At 49.7% G+C, this 20,157-nt stretch carries 18 protein-coding genes; 10 read left to right on the forward strand and 8 right to left on the reverse strand.

Going from position 1 to position 20,157, the window contains the following annotated elements:
- Nucleotides 1-17 precede the first annotated feature (17 nt).
- The 4 genes from KB559_RS15045 to cidR all read right to left on the reverse strand — a co-directional run bounded on the left by KB559_RS15045 (nucleotide 18) and on the right by cidR (nucleotide 4,136).
- A complete protein-coding gene (locus KB559_RS15045; RefSeq protein WP_244861380.1) occupies nucleotides 18-479 on the reverse strand; it encodes a MarR family winged helix-turn-helix transcriptional regulator in 462 nt (153 codons plus the stop codon).
- 190 nt (nucleotides 480-669) lie between these two features.
- Nucleotides 670-1,431, reverse strand: coding sequence for a delta-lactam-biosynthetic de-N-acetylase (gene pdaA / locus KB559_RS15050; RefSeq protein ID WP_247681856.1), 762 nt, complete (start codon nucleotides 1,429-1,431; stop codon nucleotides 670-672).
- Between the two features lie 267 nt (nucleotides 1,432-1,698).
- Nucleotides 1,699-3,096, reverse strand: a complete 1,398-nt coding sequence (bcaP, locus tag KB559_RS15055; protein WP_211022738.1) for a branched-chain amino acid transporter BcaP — start codon at nucleotides 3,094-3,096, stop codon at nucleotides 1,699-1,701.
- 131 nt (nucleotides 3,097-3,227) lie between these two features.
- On the reverse strand, nucleotides 3,228-4,136 hold the full coding sequence (gene cidR / locus KB559_RS15060; protein WP_211022739.1) for a cidABC operon transcriptional activator CidR: 909 nt from the start codon (nucleotides 4,134-4,136) through the stop codon (nucleotides 3,228-3,230).
- A 144-nt stretch (nucleotides 4,137-4,280) separates the two neighbouring features.
- On the opposite strand from cidR, the gene KB559_RS15065 reads away from it, so the two are divergent.
- The 7 genes from KB559_RS15065 (at nucleotide 4,281) to KB559_RS15095 (ending at nucleotide 12,133) form a co-directional block, all read left to right on the forward strand.
- On the forward strand, nucleotides 4,281-4,661 hold the full coding sequence (locus tag KB559_RS15065; RefSeq protein WP_211022740.1) for a CidA/LrgA family protein: 381 nt from the start codon (nucleotides 4,281-4,283) through the stop codon (nucleotides 4,659-4,661).
- Nucleotides 4,658-5,341: a CidB/LrgB family autolysis modulator gene (locus KB559_RS15070; RefSeq protein WP_211022741.1), complete on the forward strand. Its 684-nt coding sequence runs from the start codon at nucleotides 4,658-4,660 to the stop codon at nucleotides 5,339-5,341. Before KB559_RS15065 ends, KB559_RS15070 begins: the two co-directional genes overlap by 4 nt.
- Nucleotides 5,342-5,571: 230 nt before the next feature.
- Nucleotides 5,572-6,531 carry a carbohydrate ABC transporter permease gene (locus KB559_RS15075; RefSeq protein WP_211022742.1) on the forward strand — a complete coding sequence of 320 codons (960 nt, stop codon included), beginning with the start codon at nucleotides 5,572-5,574 and terminating at the stop codon, nucleotides 6,529-6,531.
- A complete protein-coding gene (locus tag KB559_RS15080) occupies nucleotides 6,528-7,355 on the forward strand; it encodes a carbohydrate ABC transporter permease (protein ID WP_211022743.1) in 828 nt (275 codons plus the stop codon). The genes KB559_RS15075 and KB559_RS15080 overlap by 4 nt, the downstream gene beginning before the upstream one ends.
- 315 nt (nucleotides 7,356-7,670) lie before the next feature.
- Nucleotides 7,671-9,077, forward strand: coding sequence for an ABC transporter substrate-binding protein (locus tag KB559_RS15085; protein ID WP_211022744.1), 1,407 nt, complete (start codon nucleotides 7,671-7,673; stop codon nucleotides 9,075-9,077).
- Nucleotides 9,078-9,286: 209 nt separating this feature from the next.
- Nucleotides 9,287-10,672 (forward strand): MBOAT family O-acyltransferase, encoded by a 1,386-nt coding sequence (locus KB559_RS15090; RefSeq protein WP_211022745.1) that lies wholly within the window; start codon nucleotides 9,287-9,289, stop codon nucleotides 10,670-10,672.
- A 45-nt stretch (nucleotides 10,673-10,717) separates the two neighbouring features.
- On the forward strand, nucleotides 10,718-12,133 hold the full coding sequence (locus KB559_RS15095) for a copper amine oxidase N-terminal domain-containing protein (RefSeq protein ID WP_211022746.1): 1,416 nt from the start codon (nucleotides 10,718-10,720) through the stop codon (nucleotides 12,131-12,133).
- Nucleotides 12,134-12,209: 76 nt separating this feature from the next.
- Here the strand turns inward: KB559_RS15095 and KB559_RS15100 are convergent, their stop codons facing one another.
- Nucleotides 12,210-13,196: a Gfo/Idh/MocA family protein gene (locus KB559_RS15100; RefSeq protein ID WP_211022747.1), complete on the reverse strand. Its 987-nt coding sequence runs from the start codon at nucleotides 13,194-13,196 to the stop codon at nucleotides 12,210-12,212.
- 163 nt (nucleotides 13,197-13,359) lie between these two features.
- Between KB559_RS15100 and KB559_RS15105 the strand changes: the two genes are divergently transcribed.
- Nucleotides 13,360-14,274, forward strand: coding sequence for a GNAT family N-acetyltransferase (locus KB559_RS15105; protein WP_211022748.1), 915 nt, complete (start codon nucleotides 13,360-13,362; stop codon nucleotides 14,272-14,274).
- Between the two features lie 261 nt (nucleotides 14,275-14,535).
- Complete coding sequence (gene gdhA / locus KB559_RS15110; RefSeq protein WP_211022749.1) at nucleotides 14,536-15,915, forward strand: NADP-specific glutamate dehydrogenase; 1,380 nt, start codon at nucleotides 14,536-14,538, stop codon at nucleotides 15,913-15,915.
- A gap of 570 nt (nucleotides 15,916-16,485) precedes the next feature.
- Here gdhA and KB559_RS15115 read toward each other — a convergent pair.
- The 3 genes from KB559_RS15115 to gltC form a co-directional block, all read right to left on the reverse strand.
- Entirely contained in the window at nucleotides 16,486-17,664 is a 1,179-nt protein-coding gene (locus tag KB559_RS15115; RefSeq protein WP_211022750.1) for an NAD(P)/FAD-dependent oxidoreductase, read from the reverse strand.
- A 41-nt stretch (nucleotides 17,665-17,705) separates the two neighbouring features.
- Nucleotides 17,706-18,149 carry a DUF1641 domain-containing protein gene (locus tag KB559_RS15120; protein ID WP_211022751.1) on the reverse strand — a complete coding sequence of 148 codons (444 nt, stop codon included), beginning with the start codon at nucleotides 18,147-18,149 and terminating at the stop codon, nucleotides 17,706-17,708.
- A 294-nt stretch (nucleotides 18,150-18,443) separates the two neighbouring features.
- A complete protein-coding gene (gltC, locus tag KB559_RS15125; RefSeq protein ID WP_211022777.1) occupies nucleotides 18,444-19,346 on the reverse strand; it encodes a glutamate biosynthesis transcriptional regulator GltC in 903 nt (300 codons plus the stop codon).
- Nucleotides 19,347-19,829: 483 nt separating this feature from the next.
- Here gltC and KB559_RS15130 point away from each other — a divergent pair, with 483 nt between their 5' ends.
- Entirely contained in the window at nucleotides 19,830-20,126 is a 297-nt protein-coding gene (locus KB559_RS15130; protein WP_211022752.1) for a transposase, read from the forward strand.
- The last annotated feature ends 31 nt before the right edge of the window (nucleotides 20,127-20,157 follow it).

Consider the following 20,157-nt stretch of genomic DNA (forward strand, 5'->3'; position numbering starts at 1 on the left):
CATCTCCACTTCTCTTTTTACGAATGATTGATGTCTTGTTTATGTTTCTCATCCAAATACTGAAACACCAGTTCCAACAGATCGGCAAGCTGGCTGCTCCGTTCCGGGCCCAAGAAGCTGTTTAGCTCCGTGAAGTACCGGGCATATGCCGCCTTTACCTCGCGCCTTATTTCCTCACCCTTCTCCGTGAGCTTGACGCGAACAACCCTCCGGTCTTCTTGATCATTAAACCGGGTAATCAGGCCCTGCGTCTCCAAACTGCGAACTAGCGGGGTTACCGTAGGAGGGCTCACGCCCATCATGCTGCTGATGGTTGAGATGGCCACGCCCCGATTTTCCTTTAAACTTCCTTTTTGGATAAGCAATAATACTTTAAGCTCGCTCGGGGTGAAGCCTTCCTTCGGAGTCTTATGCCACTCCGCTTTCCGGAACCGGCTTAGTACCTCCATTAAACGCTGGGCCATCGGATCCTCGCCCATATTCAAGTCATCGCCTCCATTTATTTATATACTTTAATATTTAGGTAACTTATTTATTCGTAAGCCTAATTATAGGAGCCTAAAATTCCAAAGTCAAGCAGCACTCCTAGCGCTAAATAAACCCAAAAATGACTTCCACTAAAAAAGACCGTTCCGAACGGGTTACTCCCGAATCAGAACGGTCTGTCTCTTATTTTGCTTCCTTAGGTTGCTGCGGCTGAGCCTCTGACTCCGGCTTTTTGCCGAGATCATCCAGGCTTCTGAACTCATAACCCTGGCGGCGGGCTTCGTCGATGATCGATCCCAAGGCGGCAGCATTGTCCTTGGAAACGGAATGCAGCAGAATGACGGCCCCGGGATGAAGCTGGGATACGACTTTCTGGTAGGCGTAGGACGCCCCTTTTTGGTCATTGACATCCCAGTCCTTGTAGGCGACCGACCAAAACACGTTCGTGTACCCGAGCTCCTTCGTCACCCGCAGTACCCGTTCGCTGAATATGCCGCGCGGCGGGCGCAAATAGCGCATTTTATCGGTGCCGGTTAGCTGCGTAGACGCCTGCTTCACCCGGTCCAGCTCTTCTTTGATCTTCCCGTCCGGGATCGTCGTCATATCCGGATGGCTCCAAGAATGATTGCCGACCAAATGCCCTTCCGCTGCCATACGCTTCACAAGCTCCGGTTGATCCTTCACATAATGGCCTGTAATAAAAAAGACTGCCGGCACCTTCTTCGTTTTTAACGTGTCCAGTATCGGCGTAGTGTACCCGTTCTCATACCCGTTATCAAAGGTTAGGAACAGGTCTTTGCGGGACGTATCCCCCAAAAAAATCGCGCCGTGCCGATCTACGATCTCCTTAAAACCCTCCTCGTTAATGGAAGGAAGCTGACCGCCCACACTTCTTTTAAATCCGAAATGATAAGGCACATCGGCAGAGACAGCGGCAGTGGCCATTTCCGTCTTGGCTGTAGCCGCAGCAGAAGCCGCAGCATTCCCTACGGCTGCAGGGCTGAGAAGAAAACAGGCAAGCAGCCCCGGAATCAAGGCAACCTTCATAAGGAAAGTTCTCTCCTTCTTCATGAATTGTTGTGTTAAAGAAACCTGGCAGTTCGAGCTCCAGCTTGCAAGCTCTGCTCCAGTGCTCTGCTTAACTTCAGCCTTTTTTGCCGGAAATATGCATGCCTTATAGATTCATTCATAGCACAAAGGTGTAGCTGAGTTCTATTTCTTCTCGGCCAGATGGCTATGCTTATAGCCGTACATGAAGTAAACGCATAACCCCAGCGCCATCCAGATCAGGAAAGCGATCCAGGTGATCCCCGGCAGGCTGATCAGCAGGTACCCGCAGGTGAGCACCGCAATGATCGGAATCAGCGGAACGAGCGGCACTTTAAAGGACCGTTGCAAATCGGGGCGGGTTTTCCGCAAGATCACGATCCCGAGGGAAACGGCAATAAAGGCGAACAAGGTGCCGATACTCACCAGATCCGCCAGCTTGTTCAGCGGAATGACCCCGGCGAAGATGGCAACTACAATGCCGGTCACCCAAGTACTGACCGCAGGCGCCCCCGTTTTCGGATGCAGCCGGGACAGCTTCTCCGGGAGCAGGCCGTCGCGGCCGATTGCGTAAAAAAGACGGGTTTGTCCGAACAGAAGCACGAACAGCACCGTGGTGATCCCGACGATCGCGCCGAGTGAAATAAAGCCGGCGACCCAATCCTGATGGATGAATTGGAGTGCAAAAGCAACCGGGTTTTTTACATCCAGCAGCGTGTACGGCACCATGCCGGTCAATACCGCGGTGACCAGAATATAGAGCAAGGAGCAGACGACCAAGGACCAGATGATCCCTTTGGGCAGGTCCTTTTGCGGATTTTTGACTTCTTCGGCCGCTGTAGCGACGACATCGAAGCCGATGTAAGACAGGAATGCCGTGGCTGCGCCGGTGACCACGCCGCTGAAGCCGTACGGCATGAACGGTGTCCAGTTGGACGGCTTCACATAGAACGCACCGACGGAAATGAACAGAATAATGACCGCTACTTTAATGATTACCATAATAGAGTTAAGCCGGGTGGATTCCTTGGCCCCGCGTGACACGACAAAAGTAAGCAAAAGCACGATCAGAACCGCAGGCAAATCAAAGTAGGTTCCCCCTGCCGGATTAAAAGCGCTGCTGATCGCTTTGGGGATTTCCAGTCCAAATCCCGATAACAGTCCCTGAAAATAGCCCGACCAGCCACTCGCTACCATAGAGGCGGCGAAGCCGTACTCCAGGATCAAGTCCCAGCCAAGAACCCAGGCGATGATTTCGCCGAAGGTGGCGTAGCTGTACGTGTAGGCGCTTCCCGATACGGGAACCATGGAGGCAAATTCCGCATAGCACAGCGCGCAGAACGCACAGACGATTCCCGCCAGCAAAAAGGATAAGATAAGGCCTGGCCCGGCGTGCTTGGCAGCAGCCACTCCGGTCAACACAAAAATCCCGGTGCCGACTACACAGCCCACACCGAGCATGGTCAGATCAAATACGCCAAGCTCCTTCTTCAATCCTCCAGCACTGGAGGCCGCTTTTTCTTGAAGCATGGATGTAATCGATTTTCTTCTAAAAAAACTCATCTAGGCTCTGTCCCCTAATATTGAAGTATTTAAACACATTCCGTAATTATAATAAAACCGAACTTACATGACTAGGCAGCTCTACATGGTTAATTTACCCAAAAAGTGAACATTTCGTGGTTTTTTATACATTAAAGAGAATATTCGATATCCCCAGGAGAAGTCAGAACCTCTTGCGCAAATCGGATCCATTCCCGGGTAGCAAACGATAAATATCGGTCTTCTCGCCATATAATGCCCAATTTCCAAGGAATAACCGGGTTCACAAGGGACAGAATCCGAACCCGCTCCTTACCGATTTCACGGCAAATCGTCTCCGGCAGCAGGGTGATTCCGAGGCCGACGCCCACCATCTCACTGATCAGATCCCACTGGGAGCTTTCATATATAACATGCGGTTGAAACCCCGCCTTGGCGCATTCCGCGATAATCCGGTCGTGCAGCGTAAAATCCTGCCGGAAAAGAACAAACCCGTCACCCGCCAGCTCCGCCAATTCTACCTGTTCCCGGTCGGCCAGCGGATGTGAAGGATGCACCACCAAATTCAGCTTTTCCTCGACAAACGGAAAACTGCACAGCCCCTCCTGGACCGTTGGCAGCACCGCCACCCCGACCTCCAGCAGCCCGTCCGCAACGTCGGACTCCACCTTCTTCGCCCCATCCTCAAACAGTTGGATCGTAATCTCAGGATAGCGCTGATGAAATTGGCCAATGACCCGCGGGAAGAAACTCGAGCCCACCATAGGGGGCAGTCCGATCCGGATATGTCCTCTTTTCAGGTTTCTCAAGTCATCCAGTTCCGCCGTCAAATTTTGAAAAGAGGTGACGATCTGTTGTGCCTGCGTAACGATTAGCTGCCCGGCATCGGTCAGCTCTACTCTTTTACCGACCCTGTCGAACAGGACAACCCCAAGTTCTTCTTCCATCCCCTTTATCGTTTTGCTGATCGTCGGCTGAGTAACAAAAAGTGCGCTGGCTGCTTTCGTAAAGCTCTTCAGGCGCGCAACCTCGATCAGATACTGCATCTGCCGGATATCCATCTTTCGCGTGTCCCTTCTACATTGACTGTTTTACCATAGACAAATGGAATGCTATTCATTCAGTATATTCATTTTACCCATGAAAGCAATTGATGTAATATTTTCAATATCAAATCTAACTTTGCAGAAAGGAGCCCACGACCTATGGGAATGGTTAAAACGATCGGAAAAATCGTGATGCAGGTAGCTATTCTGATCCTGATCTCGATAGCAATGAATTTCCTGGCGCAGTGGCTTCATCTGCCGATACCGGGATCCATTCTGGGCATTATCGTCCTTTTCACATTACTAAAAACGAACATCATCAAATTGACATGGATCGAGCAGGGGGCGAATTGGCTGCTTGCCGAGCTGCTGCTGTTCTTTATCCCTGCCGCGGTAGGTGTCATGAAATATATTCCGTTACTGGAGCACGACGGTGTACGGATACTTATTGTAGTCATCTCCAGTACGGTAATCGTTATGGTCAGTTCCGGCCTGGTCGCCTCTCAAATCGCCAAAAGAAAGGAGCGCAAGCTATCATGATTCCAGGCTTGATCTGTCTGATCGTTACGCTCGTTGTTTATGGATTGTCGAAACAATTGTACCGCATCCGGCCGCGGGTATATTTGTCGCCGCTGCTTATCACTCCGCTTGTGCTGGTCATCGGATTAATCTGGATCTCTGTTCCTTACGAAACTTATCATAGCGGAGGAAAATGGCTCAGCGCTCTGCTGCAGCCGGCCACCATCGCTTTTGCGGTGCCTCTTTACAAATACTATAACGTGCTGAAAAAGCATGCGGTGGAAATACTCGTCAGCGTCCTCACCGGCTCGGTGGTAGCGATGATCTCCTCCGCAATCCTGGCGGAGTGGATGCATCTGGATGCCCAGCTCGTCAGCAGCTTGATCCCCCGTTCCGTTACGACCCCGATCGCCATGAGCGTATCGCAGGTGATCGGCGGGGTTCCGAACATCACCGCAGTCTTTGTTATTTTGACCGGCCTTCTGGGTGCCATGCTCGGACCGATGGTCATGAAGCTGTTCCGCATCGAAGGCGAGGTTGCCCGCGGCGTCTTGTTCGGTACGAGCGCGCACGGCACCGGCACCTCCAAGGCGTTTGAGCTGAGCTCCCTGACCGGAACGATCTCCAGCATCTCGATGATTCTGGCCGCCCTGTTCACGCTGGGCGTGGCGCCGATGCTGATCTCAGTGCTTATTCGTTAATTCGAAGTAAGTACTTTAACTATTGTTTCCTCCTAATTTTCATATATTGATTTCTCTCTTGGACCCTGCCATTGGCGGGGTCGTTTTTTTTCGCCATAGCGATATTTAGGGTTATACAATTCCATTCATATTTAACGGTAACTTTACCCCGCGTTGATGCCGGGATAATCCCCCTTTCCTAAACTGATAGAGATATCTCTACCAATCCGAATTGAAAGGAGAGCATCCCTGTGAATTCTTCCGCCCAAAATGCAACCGCTCCGGCCGTAACTCCGGCATCTTCTTATAAAGCGGTTCGCGCAAAAAAACGGAGCCTGTCCCGCCTAAAGGAACCCGCTTTGGCTTACCTCTTTCTGGCGCCATCCATTTTGCTTTTTGGATTGTTTCTGCTCTACCCGTTGATGCGCTCCCTATACCTCAGTCTCTTCCTGACCGACCCCCGCGGCCATATCGCCGCTTATGTCGGGTTCGATAACTTCCGGCAGTTGCTGACCTCCTCCTCATTTTGGGGCAGTCTCGCCGTAACCGGAAAATTTGCGCTCATCACCGTGCCCGGCGGGCTTCTGCTCGGTTTGATCATGTCCGCGCTCGCCCATTCCCGGCTCAAGGGGATGCGGATTTTCCAGTTTATTTTCTCGCTGCCACTGGCGCTCTCAGTGAGCACTTCCGCAGTCATATGGATGATGCTGTTTCATCCTACCCTCGGGATGTTCAATTACTTTCTCGATCTGGCCGGGTTTCCGGCCGTGCAATGGCTAACCGATCCGAAGTGGGCGCTGCTGTCCATTTCCGTCATGACGATATGGATGAACTCAGGCTTCAACTTCATCGTGCTACTCAGCGGGCTACAGGGCATCCCCGAAGACATGTACGACAGCGCAAAGGTCGACGGAGCCGGCCCGGTCCGGACTTTCGTACGGATTATTCTGCCGCTTCTATCACCGGTCGTTTTCTTTTTGACGGTCGTTTCGCTTATTGGAGCTTTTCAAGCATTTGGACAGATGCATATTTTAACCAAGGGCGGCCCCGCCGGCTCTACAGAGGTTCTTGTATATTCCATCTATAAAGAAGCCTTCGTCAACTATCAATTCGGCACCGGAAGCGCCATGGCCATCGTGCTCTTTGTGCTCATCATGATTCTGACGCTGATCCAATTCACTCTTGTGGAAAAGAAGGTGCATTATCAATGACGCTCCCCCTCCCGCTTCGGAAAAGCGCGGTATATCTCTTGTTGTGCCTGATGGCGCTGTTCATTCTATATCCTCTGCTCTATACGTTTCTGTCCATCTTTATGACCCCGGAGGAGACCAATCAATTCCCGCCCAAGCTGCTGCCTTCCAGTCTATATCTGGGCAGCCTCGAGGCAGTGATCGACCTCATTCCAGTAGGGCGTTTTATTCTTAACAGCTTTCTCGTCTCCGGCCTGGTGATGATCGGGCAACTGATTACTGCCAGCTTGGCCGCGTATGCCTTCGCGTTTATTTCCTTTCGCGGAAAAGCGATTTGGTTCGCCGTCTTTCTATCGACCATGATGATTCCGTGGGAGGTTACGATGATTCCCAACTTCCTATTGATCAAATCATGGAATTGGCTCGACACCTACCCGGGGCTGGTCTTTCCTTTTCTGGCTTCGGCATTCGGGGTTTTCCTGCTCCGGCAATTCTATCTGCAGCTGCCCAAGGAACTGTTCGAAGCCGCGAAAATGGATGGATGCGGGCATTTGCGGTATTTTGCCAACATCGTCCTGCCGCTCTCCCGCCCGGGACTTGCCACCTTGGCCGTATATGTCTTCCTGAACACCTGGAATATGTACCTTTGGCCATTGCTCATCACCAATACCGCCGAGATGCGCACCGTTCAAATCGGGGTCAGCATGCTGCAATTCGAGGAATTCACCGCCTGGAACATCGTATTGTCCGGTGTGGCGCTCGTCCTGCTGCCGTCTCTGCTTCTGATCGTTCTCGGTCTTAAACAGCTTGTCCGCGGCTTGACCGCGGGGGCGGTAAAGGGGTAGCCGCTCGACGTTATCCGTAAAGATCCCCGTCCTTCAGGACGGTTTTAAATACAAAATCTTATATTTATAAGATGATTTAAAAGAAGGGGATGCAGGCAAGGGAGTAAAATGATTCCGAAGAAGTTCAAAGCTTTCTGCAAGAAAGCTGCATCGGAAGCATAGGCTGCGGTCGCCTTTGGTTCCGGATTTCTACCGATTCAGATTCTATAAGATCAAGAAATCTGGAACCAACAGCGATCATAGGAACATTTTACGTACTTGCCCCCCATCCACTTTAATAGTTCATCTTATATAAAAAGGAGAGAACCATCCGAAATGAGACAACCGAAGCTGAAAAGTTCCTTATTGCTGATTACCGTATTGCTGCTGTCCATGCTGGCGACGGCCTGCGGAGGGGCCAAAACGAACACCGCGTCCAATGCCGGAGCGGCAAGCAACAACAAACAAGCTGCCAACGCAAACTCAAACGGGAACAAAGAAGAGACCTCCGCATCCAAGACTAAAGTGGTCTGGTGGCATTCCATGGGCGGAGAGCTGGGCAAAGCGGCGGATCAGTTAGTGACGGACTTCAACGCCTCGCAAAGCACCGTAGAAGTCGAAGCCGTTTATCAAGGCACCTACGACGAGAGCTTGAATAAAATGAAAGCCTCTTTGGATTCCAAGAGCGGACCGTCCCTGATCCAGGTATACGAAATTGGCTCCCGCTTCATGATCGATTCCGGCGCTATCACCCCGGTCCAGAACTTTATCGACCAGGAGAGTTACGATGTCAGCCAGTTGGAGGAGAACATCGCCGGCTATTACACGTTTGATGGCAAACAATACTCCATGCCGTTTAATACCTCCAATCCGATTCTCTACTATAATAAGGACTTATTTAAAGCCGCCGGACTCGACCCGGAGAAGGCGCCAGCTACATATGAGGAAGTAAAACAGGCTGCCGATAAGCTGGCACAAAAGGGAGCCCCCGCTTCCTTCGCGATCTACGGCTGGTTTATGGAGCAATTCTTTGCAAATCAGGGAGCGGAGTACGTGAACAACGGAAACGGCCGGACCGCTCCGGCTGATGCTTCACTCGTAAACAGCGAAGCCGGCACGAAAACTCTGGATTGGTGGAAAGGCCTCATTGACAGTAAAGCCGCCATCAATCTCGGGCGTAAAACGGATGATACGAAAAAGGCGTTCCTCGCCGGACAAATCAGTATGACGCTGGATTCTACGGCTAGCCTGCGCGGCATCGTTGATGGCGTAGGAGATAAATTCGAAGTCGGCACCGCATTCCTGCCGAAACCCGACGGTACGGAGGACGGCGGCGTAGTAGTCGGTGGAGCGAGCTTGTGGATCTTAAACAACAAGCCGGAAGCCGAGCAGCAAGCCGCCTGGGAATTCATCAAATTCCTGGCTCAGCCGGATACCCAAGCGAAATGGCATATTTCTACCGGTTATTTCCCAATCACGAAGAAGGCCTATGACGAACAAATCGTGAAGGATAATCTGGCCAAATATCCGCAGTTCCAAACGGCGATCGACCAGCTTCATGCCAGCAAACCAAGCCAGGCAACGCAAGGCGCTGTAATGGGCGTGTTCCCTGAAGCCCGGCAAATCGTGGAAAGCGCCATCGAGGAAGCGCTCGGAGGCTCCAAGACGACGAAGCAAGCCCTGGACGATGCTTCTAAAGAGATTAGTAGCAAAATAGAAAACTATAATAAAACCGTCAAGTAACAGTAACTTTCATGTGAGTAGCAACGTTAATATTTTGTCGGCTCGAATTTGGAATAAAGAGGCTGCCTTCCACCCGGAAGAACGGCCTCTTTTTCGATTCAGCCACGGGGGCGCATTCGTATTTTTTGCATTGTCGATTATTGCCGTCTGGGGTATGATCATATTATTTGAATACTATTCTTAATCTAGCAAAGAGGTGTACACAGGACTTGCTGTTTAACTCTTACGAATTCATTTTTGCCTTCTGGCCCGTCTCATTTGTCGTCTATTTTTTACTAAATCGCTTTTGCCCCCCGATTATCGGAAAACTGTGGTTGGCCCTCGCGTCCCTGTTTTTCTATTCCTGGTGGAGCATTAAGTCCCTACCGCTGATTCTCGCTTCAATCGCCTTCAACTACATTATGGGCCGCGCCATCAGCCATGCTGATAAATCCAGGTCCGTCCGAAAGCTGTTGCTTACGCTCGCGATTACCGGGGATGTTCTGCTGCTCGGCTACTATAAATATGCCGATTTCCTGATAACCAACGTAAATTCGCTGTTCTCCGCGCAACTTCAACTGTTGCAATTGGCTCTGCCGCTCGGAATCAGCTTCTTTACCTTTACGCAAATCGCCTATCTGGTTGACGCCTACCGGGGTTCGGCCAAGGAGTACAGCATCGTAAATTACGTGCTCTTCGTAACCTTCTATCCTCACCTAATCGCAGGTCCGATCCTTCATCATAAAGAAATGATGCCGCAATTCGACCGGGCCCGCAGCAAAATAATTATTCCGGGCAATGTTGCAAGAGGATTGTTCGTATTCTGCATCGGTCTGTTCAAGAAAGTCGTCATTGCCGACACTTTAGCTCCGATCGCAACGCAAGGCTTTGACGTAACCGCCCATTTAGGGTTCGTGGAAGCCTGGACTACGTCGCTGGCCTATACGTTGCAGTTGTACTTTGATTTCAGCGGTTATTCCGACATGGCGATCGGGATCGCCCTGCTCTTCAACATCAAGCTGCCGATTAACTTCAACTCACCATACAAAGCCCTCAGCATCCAGGACTTCTGGCGCCGCTGGCACATGACACTGAGCCGTTTTCTCAGGGATTATATCTATATTCCGTTGGGGGGCAACCGCAAAGGTCATTTCCGCACCTACTTCAACCTGGTCGCCACCTTCGTGATCGGCGGGATTTGGCATGGCGCGGGCTGGACATTTATCATCTGGGGTCTGATGCACGGAGTCGCGCAGGTCATCCAACGTTTGTGGAAAAAAACCGGAATCGTGCTCCCGAACTGGGTTGCCTGGTTCATTACGTTTATGTTCATCAACTTCAGTTGGGTGTTTTTCCGCGCCAAAACATGGGATGACGCTATTAAAGTGTTCCGCGGCATGTTCGATATCGGGTCCATCGACCTGTCGATGAGTCTGCTGGGACAAGTTCTGCTGATTTTCGTAGGACTGGTAGTTGCCGTCTTTGCCCGTAACTCGATGGAAATGAACAAGAAATTCCGGCCTAACCTGAGACACGCCGCGTTCATCGCGTTCCTGTTCGTGTTCTCCGTCTTGTATTTTAACCAAGTCAGCGAATTCCTGTATTTCACATTCTAAAAAATTCCCCGGATATTCATCATTCTGCGAAAGGGAGATCACTTCTTGAAGAACCTTCGTTTTATTGTTTCGTTCCTCGTCTTTATCGTGCTGTTCGGCGCGATCGTCGGAACGTTCGTATATGCCGTCGACCCTCTCCAGCAATACCGGAAGGCGTCTTATCAGCCTCTTTTCTCGGGGGAACAACGCTATCAGAACCCGGGGCTGGCCAAAAATTACAAATACGACATGGTCATTATCGGCAGCTCCATGACCGAGAATTTCATTCCATCCCAGGTCGGCGAGACACTCGGCGGCAATGTGCTTAAGCTGTCGACGGAGGGCTCAACCGCCAAGGAGCAAAGCATGATCGCCGATGTAGCTTTCGGTACCGGACAAGTTAAAAAAGTACTTTGGGGCCTTGATTACTTCTCGTTGCGTGAAAATTCCGTGCGGGATGAGCAGTCTTTTCCCTTTTACTTGTACGACGATAACAAGCTTAACGACTATAAATATATTTTCAATATCTCTAATGTAAAGCATGCTTTCGGCGCCCTGTTTCTGCCCAAGGACAAGTATCCCCAATACCGCAATTTGGAAAAGCTCAATTACTGGGGGGGCTACGCTAAATATGGCGCGGATCGCGTCATGATCAAATGGCAAGAGGCATGGAACTCCGAGCAGACAACATCGGTAAACGAGCCTTCGCTGGACGTAGTTAAACAGCGGTTTCAGGACAATATTCTGAGACTGGTTAAGGAACATCCGGAAGTAGAGTTTACGTTCTATTACCCGCCGTATTCCGTCATCCGCCAGCAGGTATGGTACAGTCTGAATCCGGAACGCTTCGCCAATCAAATGGCTATGAAAAAATATATGTTCGAGCAATTCAGCGCCTTTGACAATGTGAGTATTTACGACTTCCAAAGCGATGACTCCATCACCTACGATCTCGGTGTATACAAAGATTTGTCGCATCACTCGGCGGAAGTGAATCAGCGCATTGCGGAAGAAATCGCTGTGGGAACGAACAAGGTCACCGCCGAAAACGTAGATCAGTTCAACAAGGATCTTGAGCAACAGGTGCAGAGCCTGGTCATCAATGAAAATGGACCTCTCTTTTCGCTCACCCTGACCGTCGACGGACAGCCGGCTTCCTTCCAGCAAATCCCGACTACGTCCAAGGATCAGGTTCGCGTTCCGCTGAAAGATTTTGCGGAAGGCATCGGTGCGGAATTCATCTATGATACCACCGCCAAGAAAGCAACCCTGACTCTCGGCGATAAAGAGCTCGTGCTTAGCGTCAATGATCCGCTGGCGAATGTGAACGGGGAAGCTGTGAATCTGGATTCGCAGCCCGTCATCGTCAAGGGCCGGCTGGTCGGACCTGTTGTACAGTTGACCCAACTTTTAGGCGGAGAAATTACGACCACCGAAGTTAATGGGGATCCTCATTTCGTGAATTATGATATAACATTTTAAGAAAAAAGCTCTCTTCCCGCGATGCAGGGAAGAGAGCTTTTTGATTATGACGGCCGAGCCTGGCGAATCAATCTAATTACTCGGCGGCGCCCGCGATTGTCACCGGCTTGCCGGTTGCGGCCGATTCCAGCGCAGCGCATGTTACCCGCTGTGTCTTCACGGCATCGGCGTAGCCGGAAAGAATCCCGGACGTATCTCCGGTTCGCAACGCATGGATAAAGGCTTCGCTTTCTTTTACATAAGGATTGTCATCTATTACATAAGAGCTCTTCTCTCCCGCTCGTGTTACTTCCAAACGATCCGGGTTCCAGTCCAGAATTCCTTCGTCGGTATACAGCTTCAGGCCAACTTCACCCACACCGCCCGGCAAAACGCAGGTATTTGAAATATTAGCAATAGCCCCGCTCTGCAGTTTGAGGGTGACCGTGCCCACATCCGCAACATTTACATTTTCAAATTGATTATGAACTACGCGGTTGCCATAGGTCGCATAAACTTCTTCCACTTCGCCGGCCGTATAGCGCAGCAGATCGACAATATGCGTCGTCTGTTCGATAAACTGGCCGCCGGAGCCATCTTGCCTTCTCCACCAGGAAACCTGCGGCATATCTCCCATCCAGGTGCCGAGAGCCATCCCGATCGTTCGGCCATCCAAAGCATCCTTCATCTTCTGAATGGAGGCTTTGTAACGGAAGTGGTAGCCTACGGAATGAATGACCGGCTTCTTCTCCAGGCTATTCAGAATGCTAAGCGGGGTATCAAGCTCGGCGCCGAGCGGCTTTTCTACCAAAAACGGAATTCCCCGCTCGATCAGTTCGGCTTCAATGTCGCCATGGGACATCGGCGGAATACAGAGGTATACGGCATCCAGTTTCCCTCCATCCAGCATCTCGGTCAAACTGGCATAGCCGCGAGCTCCGGAATATCGCGCCGCCAGGGATTCTGCCTTGGGCAAGCTTGTTCCGCTAACTGCCGCAACCCGAACTCCATCCATCCCGGCCAAAATATCGCCATGCACTTTGCTGAACCAGCCCGTACCTACAATTCCGATATTCAAATCCATGTTGTCTGCCTCCTGAATTCGTTTTGTCTTATTTCTTAAGCGTAGCGGTTATTTAGGCGAATCACAAGGGGAGCAAAGTTTCGGAAACGCAAAAACCAGTGGCAGAAAATGGAACCCTGTGGAATAATATAATCAAATTTGTTGGGAAATTAGGGGTGCTTATATGCAAAATGTTACGCTTGAACCGGTCGACTTGGCTTTAGCGGAGGAGATTACGGAGCTTGTTATCGCCTGCGATATTGACGAATACGGACAGCCTGATTTCGTGCTTGAAGACTTGCTGGACATTTGCAGCGACATTCCATTAGCCACCAATTCATGGATGATCCAGATGAACGGCGAGGTGGTCGCTTTCGCTTTTCTTGAAGAAAATGAAAAGGGTCGTTTGTCTTCTTACGGCTATGTCCATCCCAAGTGGAAAAGTCAGGGACTGGGTTCTCTTCTCCTTGAAGCCATTGAAAACAGAGCCCGCGAATATGCACTGGATTCTACCGAAACTGCCTGCACCCTCTCCAACGTCATCCCTGCACTCAGCGAAGCGGCCCGGCAGTTGCTGGAAAACCGCGGTTATGTCTTTCAACGGAAGTATAGCCGGATGGGTATGGAGTTGCAGACTCCTCCTGCTCTTTCAACTCCGGGTAACGGCATATCTATCGATCTTTATAATCCCGCAACCGATGAAGATCTCCTTTGGTCCGCTTACTGCGAGACGTTTCAGGACACTAGAACCTATTATGAAGTAGACAAGTCCCAGTGGTTAAAAGAGAAAGGCGGAGCTCATTATGACCGTAACTTTTGGTTCATAGCCCATGCCGATAATCAATTAGCCGGCTTCATTATCAGTAAAAACTTCGGGGATCACCTTTATGTCGATCTCCTCGGCGTAAGGCGTCCATGGCGCAAACAAGGCATCGCCCGCGCTCTGCTGGAACACGTATTTCACGCCGCATATAACCGCGGGATAGAGCAAGTCCTGCTCAGTGTCGATGACGTTAGCCTGACTGGCGCAAACAAATTGTACGAAGCCGTAGGAATGAAAGCATTGTTTCAAATGGCTTTTTACGAGAAAAAACTGTAACCTGAAAATTGCTCTATTTCCTCAATCCCTGAATTCTATCGCCAAGCGGATCAATCCTTGAGCCGCCTGGTTTTTTATGCATTAAGTTTGTTTCGATGCTTCAATTATCTTACACGAACTGTAAAGTTCATCTCAAAAGGTCATCAACTTCATCTAAATAAAGTTTTGTTTATATCTTACATAGATATTACAATTAGAGTTAGAAAAATCGTGAAAAATGGAACAAACCATAATGCTAAAAAACGAAAGGTGGAGAACACATTGGCAATTACTACACAAACTAGTCCCGAGCTCCAAGCCGCACAAGAATACGTGAACGAAGTCTATGAAACCGTCAAAAAACGCAATCCCGGAGAAAGCGAATTTCACCAGGCCGTAAAAGAAATCCTTGATTCCCTCGTGCCGGTTTTCGCAAAGAACCCTAAATACAAAAACCATGCGATCCTGGAAAGAATCGTGGAGCCTGAAAGACTGATCTCCTTCCGCGTGCCTTGGGTCGATGACCAAGGTAAAGTTCAAGTGAACCGCGGCTTCCGCGTTCAATTCAACAGCGCGATCGGACCTTACAAAGGCGGACTTCGCTTCCATCCGTCCGTAAACGCCAGCATCATCAAATTCCTCGGCTTTGAGCAAATTTTCAAGAACTCCTTGACCGGCCAGCCGATCGGCGGCGGTAAAGGCGGTTCCGACTTCGATCCGAAGGGTAAATCCGATAACGAAGTCATGAAATTTACCCAAAGCTTTATGACAGAATTGTCCAAATATATTGGTCCAGACACAGACGTACCTGCCGGCGATATCGGTGTAGGCGCGAGAGAAATCGGTTATATGTTCGGCCAATACAAACGCCTTCGCGGTGGAAATGAAGCAGGCGTCCTGACAGGCAAAGGACTTACGTACGGAGGAAGCTTGACGCGTACGGAAGCTACCGGCTACGGTCTGGTTTACTTCACCGACGAAATGTTGAAAACTAAGGGCGAAAGCTTTGAAGGTAAAACGGTTGTCATTTCCGGCTCCGGTAACGTATCGATCTACGCGATCGAAAAAGCTCAACAGCTCGGCGCCAAAGTTGTTGCATGCAGTGATTCCAACGGCTATGTTTATGACAAAAACGGCATTGATCTGGCAACAGTTAAACGCCTCAAAGAAGTGGAAAGAAAACGGATCAAGGAATATGTAAGCGAACATCCGTCCGCAGAATACCATGAAGGCTGCGAGAACATTTGGAGCATTCCTTGCGACATCGCATTGCCTTGCGCAACCCAAAACGAAATTAACGAAGAAGCTGCCAAGACGCTCGTAGCGAACGGCGTGAAATTCGTTGCCGAAGGCGCCAACATGCCTTCCACTTTGGAAGCCATTGAAGTATACCTGAGCAACGACGTGTACTTCGGACCGGCCAAAGCAGCCAACGCCGGCGGGGTTGCCGTATCGGCTCTGGAAATGGCGCAAAACAGTGCAAGACTGGCCTGGACGTTTGAAGAAGTTGACGCCAAGCTGCAACAAATCATGAAAAACATCTACAGCAACAGCGTAAATGCGGCTGAAGAGTACGGTCATGCAGGCAATCTCGTGGTCGGCTCCAACATCGCCGGCTTCCTGAAAGTCGCCGACACGATGGTCGCTCACGGCGTGGTTTAATCATAATATAATTAGCTTGAAGTAGGAGAGTATCCGCGGGGCCATGGCTCAGCGGATACTCTTTTTGGTTGTTTTAGAGAGCCTTAGGACAGATTTAGATTAGTCTTTGAGCTGGTCTTGAACAGGTCTCGAAATGCGTTGTAACAGTAGAAAAAGTCATCGGAATAGTACGGGCGGTGTGATAATGCTGGAGCATACTGAATTAGGGAGGAATCCTGCAAAAGTGCAGTAGTTTATTAATTTCCTGGCTCGAAAGGGAAGTATTGCTGCGAAAATACATCATCCCTCCTCATTCCGAGTAACTTTATCTCCTACAAGCTAAAAAATGCTGCCCTATTGCATCAGTTACACTAATATTACGTTGTCTGGACTCAAAGTAATGTAGAATTGCAGGAAATTCAGGGAATATCAAAGAAATGAGATTGCAAGCCAACCAATACCAACGAATGCCAAGAGATGCCAAGGAATGCTATAGAATGCTAAAGAACCAAAAGAGCCTGTACCCAGGATCGCATCTCCGATCAAAGGTACAGGCTCTTCGCTTATATGTCGTTTTGTACTTGTTAGTTATCAGTAAGCCAAAGCGTCCAAAGCCTTGATGTGGGACAAGTAACGGATGTTACTTGCTTCTTTCATCATTGTAGCCGTCAAGCCACGCAGTTGCGTGTTGCTTGCGCCGACCGTAGCTACGGCATCTTTGCGGCCAAGGCTGGCCAAGGTTCCCGAGTTGACCGGGCTGAAGGTTTCCAAATGCTTGCCGGTTAAGGCTGCATACAGGTTGTAGCCGATCAGCTCGCCCATTTGCCAAGCGATTTGCGCGGTTGGAGGGTAAGGACGTCCGTCCGCTCCGAAGTATACCGCACTGTCACCGGCAACGAAAACATCGCTATGCGAAGTGGATTGAAGGAAATCGTTCACAGTCGCGCGGCCGCGGTTAACTTCGAGACCCGACTCGCCGACAAGCGGATGGCCTTGTACGCCACCGGTCCATACAAACGTATTGGCGACAATCTTTTGTCCATCTTTCAAATCGATCGCATTGCCTTCCACATTCGTAACAGGCAAACCGGTCAGGAATTTAACGCCGCGTTTCTCCAGGCTGGCCGTTGCGCGTTCAATCAGCACGTCCGGCAGAACCGGCAGAATCTTAGGTCCGGCTTCTACAAGCATAAGCTGAATCTCGGATTGATTCACGCCGTACTTCTTGCTCATTTCCGGAAGCTTGTCGGCGATTTCCCCGACCAGCTCAACCCCGGTCAACCCTCCGCCGCCGATAAGGATAGTAGCGTCCGCAGGGTTTTTCGATTTAGCGTACTCAGCGATCCGGTCTTCAATATGACGGTGAATGCGGTTGGCATCCTCTGCCGATTTGAGGACCATGCTGTACTGCTCAAGTCCCGGAATCCCGAAATATGCGGTGATGCTGCCAAGACCGACAACGAGAGCGTCATACGAAAGAAGCGTACCGTCGGACAGCTTCACTTCTTTGCTGTCTACCGAGAATCTCTCTACTTTTGCGATGCGAAGATCGATGTCTTTTCCTTTGAACAGCTTCTCCAGCGGCAAAGCTACCGCCCGCTCAGCGATGCTGCCTGCAGCAAGACGATGCAGTTCAGTAATAATCTGGTGTGTTGGATACTGGTTGACTACGGTAACCCGTGCTTCTTCCTTGGTCATATATTTACGCACGTTCAAAGCGCTCAGTACACCGCCGTAACCGGCACCCAGGATAACAATATGTTTAGACATAGTAATTCTCCGTCCTCCGTTCTGAAAAAATGAATTAGTATTTATTTTTGTTTACTTTTCTCACCGGCAACCTGAAGATAAGCATTTACGAAACGGAACAGTTTCTGCGCTTCAGGATCTTTAAGCATTTTGAGCAGACCGAAAAGACCGATAACTTCCTGGCTCTCATCGGCGCGGTCTTTGGCTTCAATTACAGTAGCCGCAAGATTTTTAACTTTGTCTTTAACCGGTCCGGCGATTTCCGTAATCGCCCCGATTGTATCGCTCTTTAAAGTTTCGTCCGTTGCTACCGTTTTGGCGAAATCATACGATTTAGTCATCAAATTAACCAGCTCGGTTAGTTTAGGCAGCTGCTGAACCAGGACCGTCAAGGATTCCTGGACTTCGGGCTTGAGCAGTTGATCAACGATATCGCGTCCGGCATTATCGGTGGACGAAACATTCGTTTCTACTGCAGAATTTGTTTCAGTGGTCGGTTCTGACATTCCAATTCTCCTTTACAATAAGCCTTAATGCTTGAATTTTGGGTTGATCAGGGACCCAATTCCCGTCACAACTTAACTAAGTAAGTTAGTGAAAAATTGAACAATTAAGAAGTAAACAACCCGTCATCCATTGTAACATATTTTCTACAAAAATAGCCATTAAGTATTAACTTAATGACTAAAATAAGTGAATTTCATCATAGTTTGTCCTATTTAACTCAACCTATTCTGTGCTTACAGTCGATAAAGGGCTTGCTTTACCTGGGATTTTACATAATCACTGCTGCGCGCTTTTCACTCTGGAAATCCTAATTCCGGTATTATTTCCTGCAAAAAGTCATAAAATAATTTCTCCGTCGGCGGCAGTTCCCGGTTTGCCGGAACGATCACGCCCACATCCCTGGTTACTCGCGGCTCCGTTATTGGCAGAATTACGATCGAGGACGCAATATGCTCGCTCAACGCGATTTCAGGCAATACGGTAAGGCCAAGTCCCGCGGATACCAGTCCCTTGATAGCATCCAGATCATCGCCTTCAAATGTTACCTTCGGCTGAAAGCCAATATTCGCGCACGCCTCCACCACGATTTCCCTCAGTACAAATCCCTCAGGGAACAGAACGAACAAATCGTCCTTTAATTCATTCAGCTTAACCGAGGCTTGACCGGCTAAATGATGACCTGCCGGAAGCAAAGCGACAAACTTCTCTTGAAAGAGTACGGTGCTTTTGATTTGCGGTTCATTATGCGGGACAGGCCCCATGATCGCCAAGTTCATGTCGCCCTTTGCCACCCACTCGACCAATTCCTTATAAGACCCGTGCTGCAATTGAAAATGAACAAACGGGTGCCGCTCCCGAAAAGCGGAAACGATCTTCGGAATCATCTGCGCCGCCAGGCTGCTCGGGAATCCGATCCGAACAATCCCGCGCTCCGGGTCCAGATACTCGCTGATCTCCTGTTGGGCGTTATCTATTACCTTCATCAAATGTTCCATATGCTCCAGAAACAATCGACCGATCGGTGTCAGCTTTACTTTTCGGCCTTCATGGATGAACAAGTCCACCCCGAGCTCCGATTCCAGTTTAAAAATTTGCCGGCTTACCGCCGACTGCGATACATGCAGCGCATAAGACGCTTCGGTTACGTGCTCCAGCTTCGCAACCTCGATGAAATATTGGATTTGCCTGAGTTCCACTTCGCCGCCTCCGCTCCCGCGGATATCCCGCTGATATCCCGCCAGATTCAATATTCCAAAAACACTTCCATACCATGTAATATCGATTGATTATCCCTCATTATATAGGGTATCCCTCCGGAACGGAAGCCTTGCACCTCTTCTAGCTGTTTCTGCTGTAGTAAAGAGAAGGCTGGTTATGCACAAATTGGCTTGACCGGCTTGACTGGCTTGACCTCCGGAGCCTGGGACCGAGGTTAGGGGTCGGCGGAAGTGCATTAAGCAAACAAGGTTAGATCCGGGAAGGGAAACCATTCCTTGATCTAACCTTGTTGTTATATACATGGGTTGCCTAAAACAAAATAGAGGGAAATTCTGCAGCTAATTGCGACGAATTCGGGGAATCCCATCAATTAACTGTAAAACTGCAGCTAGAATAAAAAGTAGACACCTCTTAATGTCACACAGATAATAAATCTATTGAGTCAGAAAGGGTGTCGAGAAATGAGTGAGTCTAGGCAACGATACAATGAAACATTTAAGCGTGAGGCCGTAAAGTATGTGCAAGAGCAGACAAAGACGCTGGAGCAGGTGGCCGACGAGCTGAACATCAATCCCGGTACGTTGAGAAACTGGGTGGGTAAGTACCGTGAGTTTGAAAATGAGCCGGTAAACCAAGGAGAATCACTTCGACAGCAATCCCAACTCATTGAAGACCAAAAACGTGAGATCGCGGACCTGAAAGAAGAGATCGAAATTTTAAAAAAGGCCGTGCACATCTTCGGGAAAGAAAAGAACTAAGGTTCCAGTTCATCGAAGATCATCGCTCCGA

This window comes from Paenibacillus sp. Marseille-P2973, from assembly GCF_018101095.1.
Taxonomy (GTDB): Bacteria; Bacillota; Bacilli; order Paenibacillales; family Paenibacillaceae; genus Fontibacillus; species Fontibacillus vini.

Excerpts from the sequence above, each read along its gene's own strand:
- KB559_RS15045 (WP_244861380.1), bottom strand. The coding sequence starts at position 479 with ATGGGCGAGGATCCGATGGCCCAGCGTTTAATGGAGGTACTAAGCCGG.
- pdaA (WP_247681856.1), bottom strand. The coding sequence starts at position 1,431 with ATGGCCACTGCCGCTGTCTCTGCCGATGTGCCTTATCATTTCGGATTT.
- bcaP (WP_211022738.1), bottom strand. The coding sequence starts at position 3,096 with ATGAGTTTTTTTAGAAGAAAATCGATTACATCCATGCTTCAAGAAAAA.
- cidR (WP_211022739.1), bottom strand. The coding sequence starts at position 4,136 with ATGGATATCCGGCAGATGCAGTATCTGATCGAGGTTGCGCGCCTGAAG.
- KB559_RS15065 (WP_211022740.1), top strand. The coding sequence starts at position 4,281 with ATGGGAATGGTTAAAACGATCGGAAAAATCGTGATGCAGGTAGCTATT.
- KB559_RS15070 (WP_211022741.1), top strand. The coding sequence starts at position 4,658 with ATGATTCCAGGCTTGATCTGTCTGATCGTTACGCTCGTTGTTTATGGA.
- KB559_RS15080 (WP_211022743.1), top strand. The coding sequence starts at position 6,528 with ATGACGCTCCCCCTCCCGCTTCGGAAAAGCGCGGTATATCTCTTGTTG.
- KB559_RS15085 (WP_211022744.1), top strand. The coding sequence starts at position 7,671 with ATGAGACAACCGAAGCTGAAAAGTTCCTTATTGCTGATTACCGTATTG.
- KB559_RS15100 (WP_211022747.1), bottom strand. The coding sequence starts at position 13,196 with ATGGATTTGAATATCGGAATTGTAGGTACGGGCTGGTTCAGCAAAGTG.
- KB559_RS15105 (WP_211022748.1), top strand. The coding sequence starts at position 13,360 with ATGCAAAATGTTACGCTTGAACCGGTCGACTTGGCTTTAGCGGAGGAG.
- KB559_RS15115 (WP_211022750.1), bottom strand. The coding sequence starts at position 17,664 with ATGTCTAAACATATTGTTATCCTGGGTGCCGGTTACGGCGGTGTACTG.
- KB559_RS15120 (WP_211022751.1), bottom strand. The coding sequence starts at position 18,149 with ATGTCAGAACCGACCACTGAAACAAATTCTGCAGTAGAAACGAATGTT.
- KB559_RS15130 (WP_211022752.1), top strand. The coding sequence starts at position 19,830 with ATGAGTGAGTCTAGGCAACGATACAATGAAACATTTAAGCGTGAGGCC.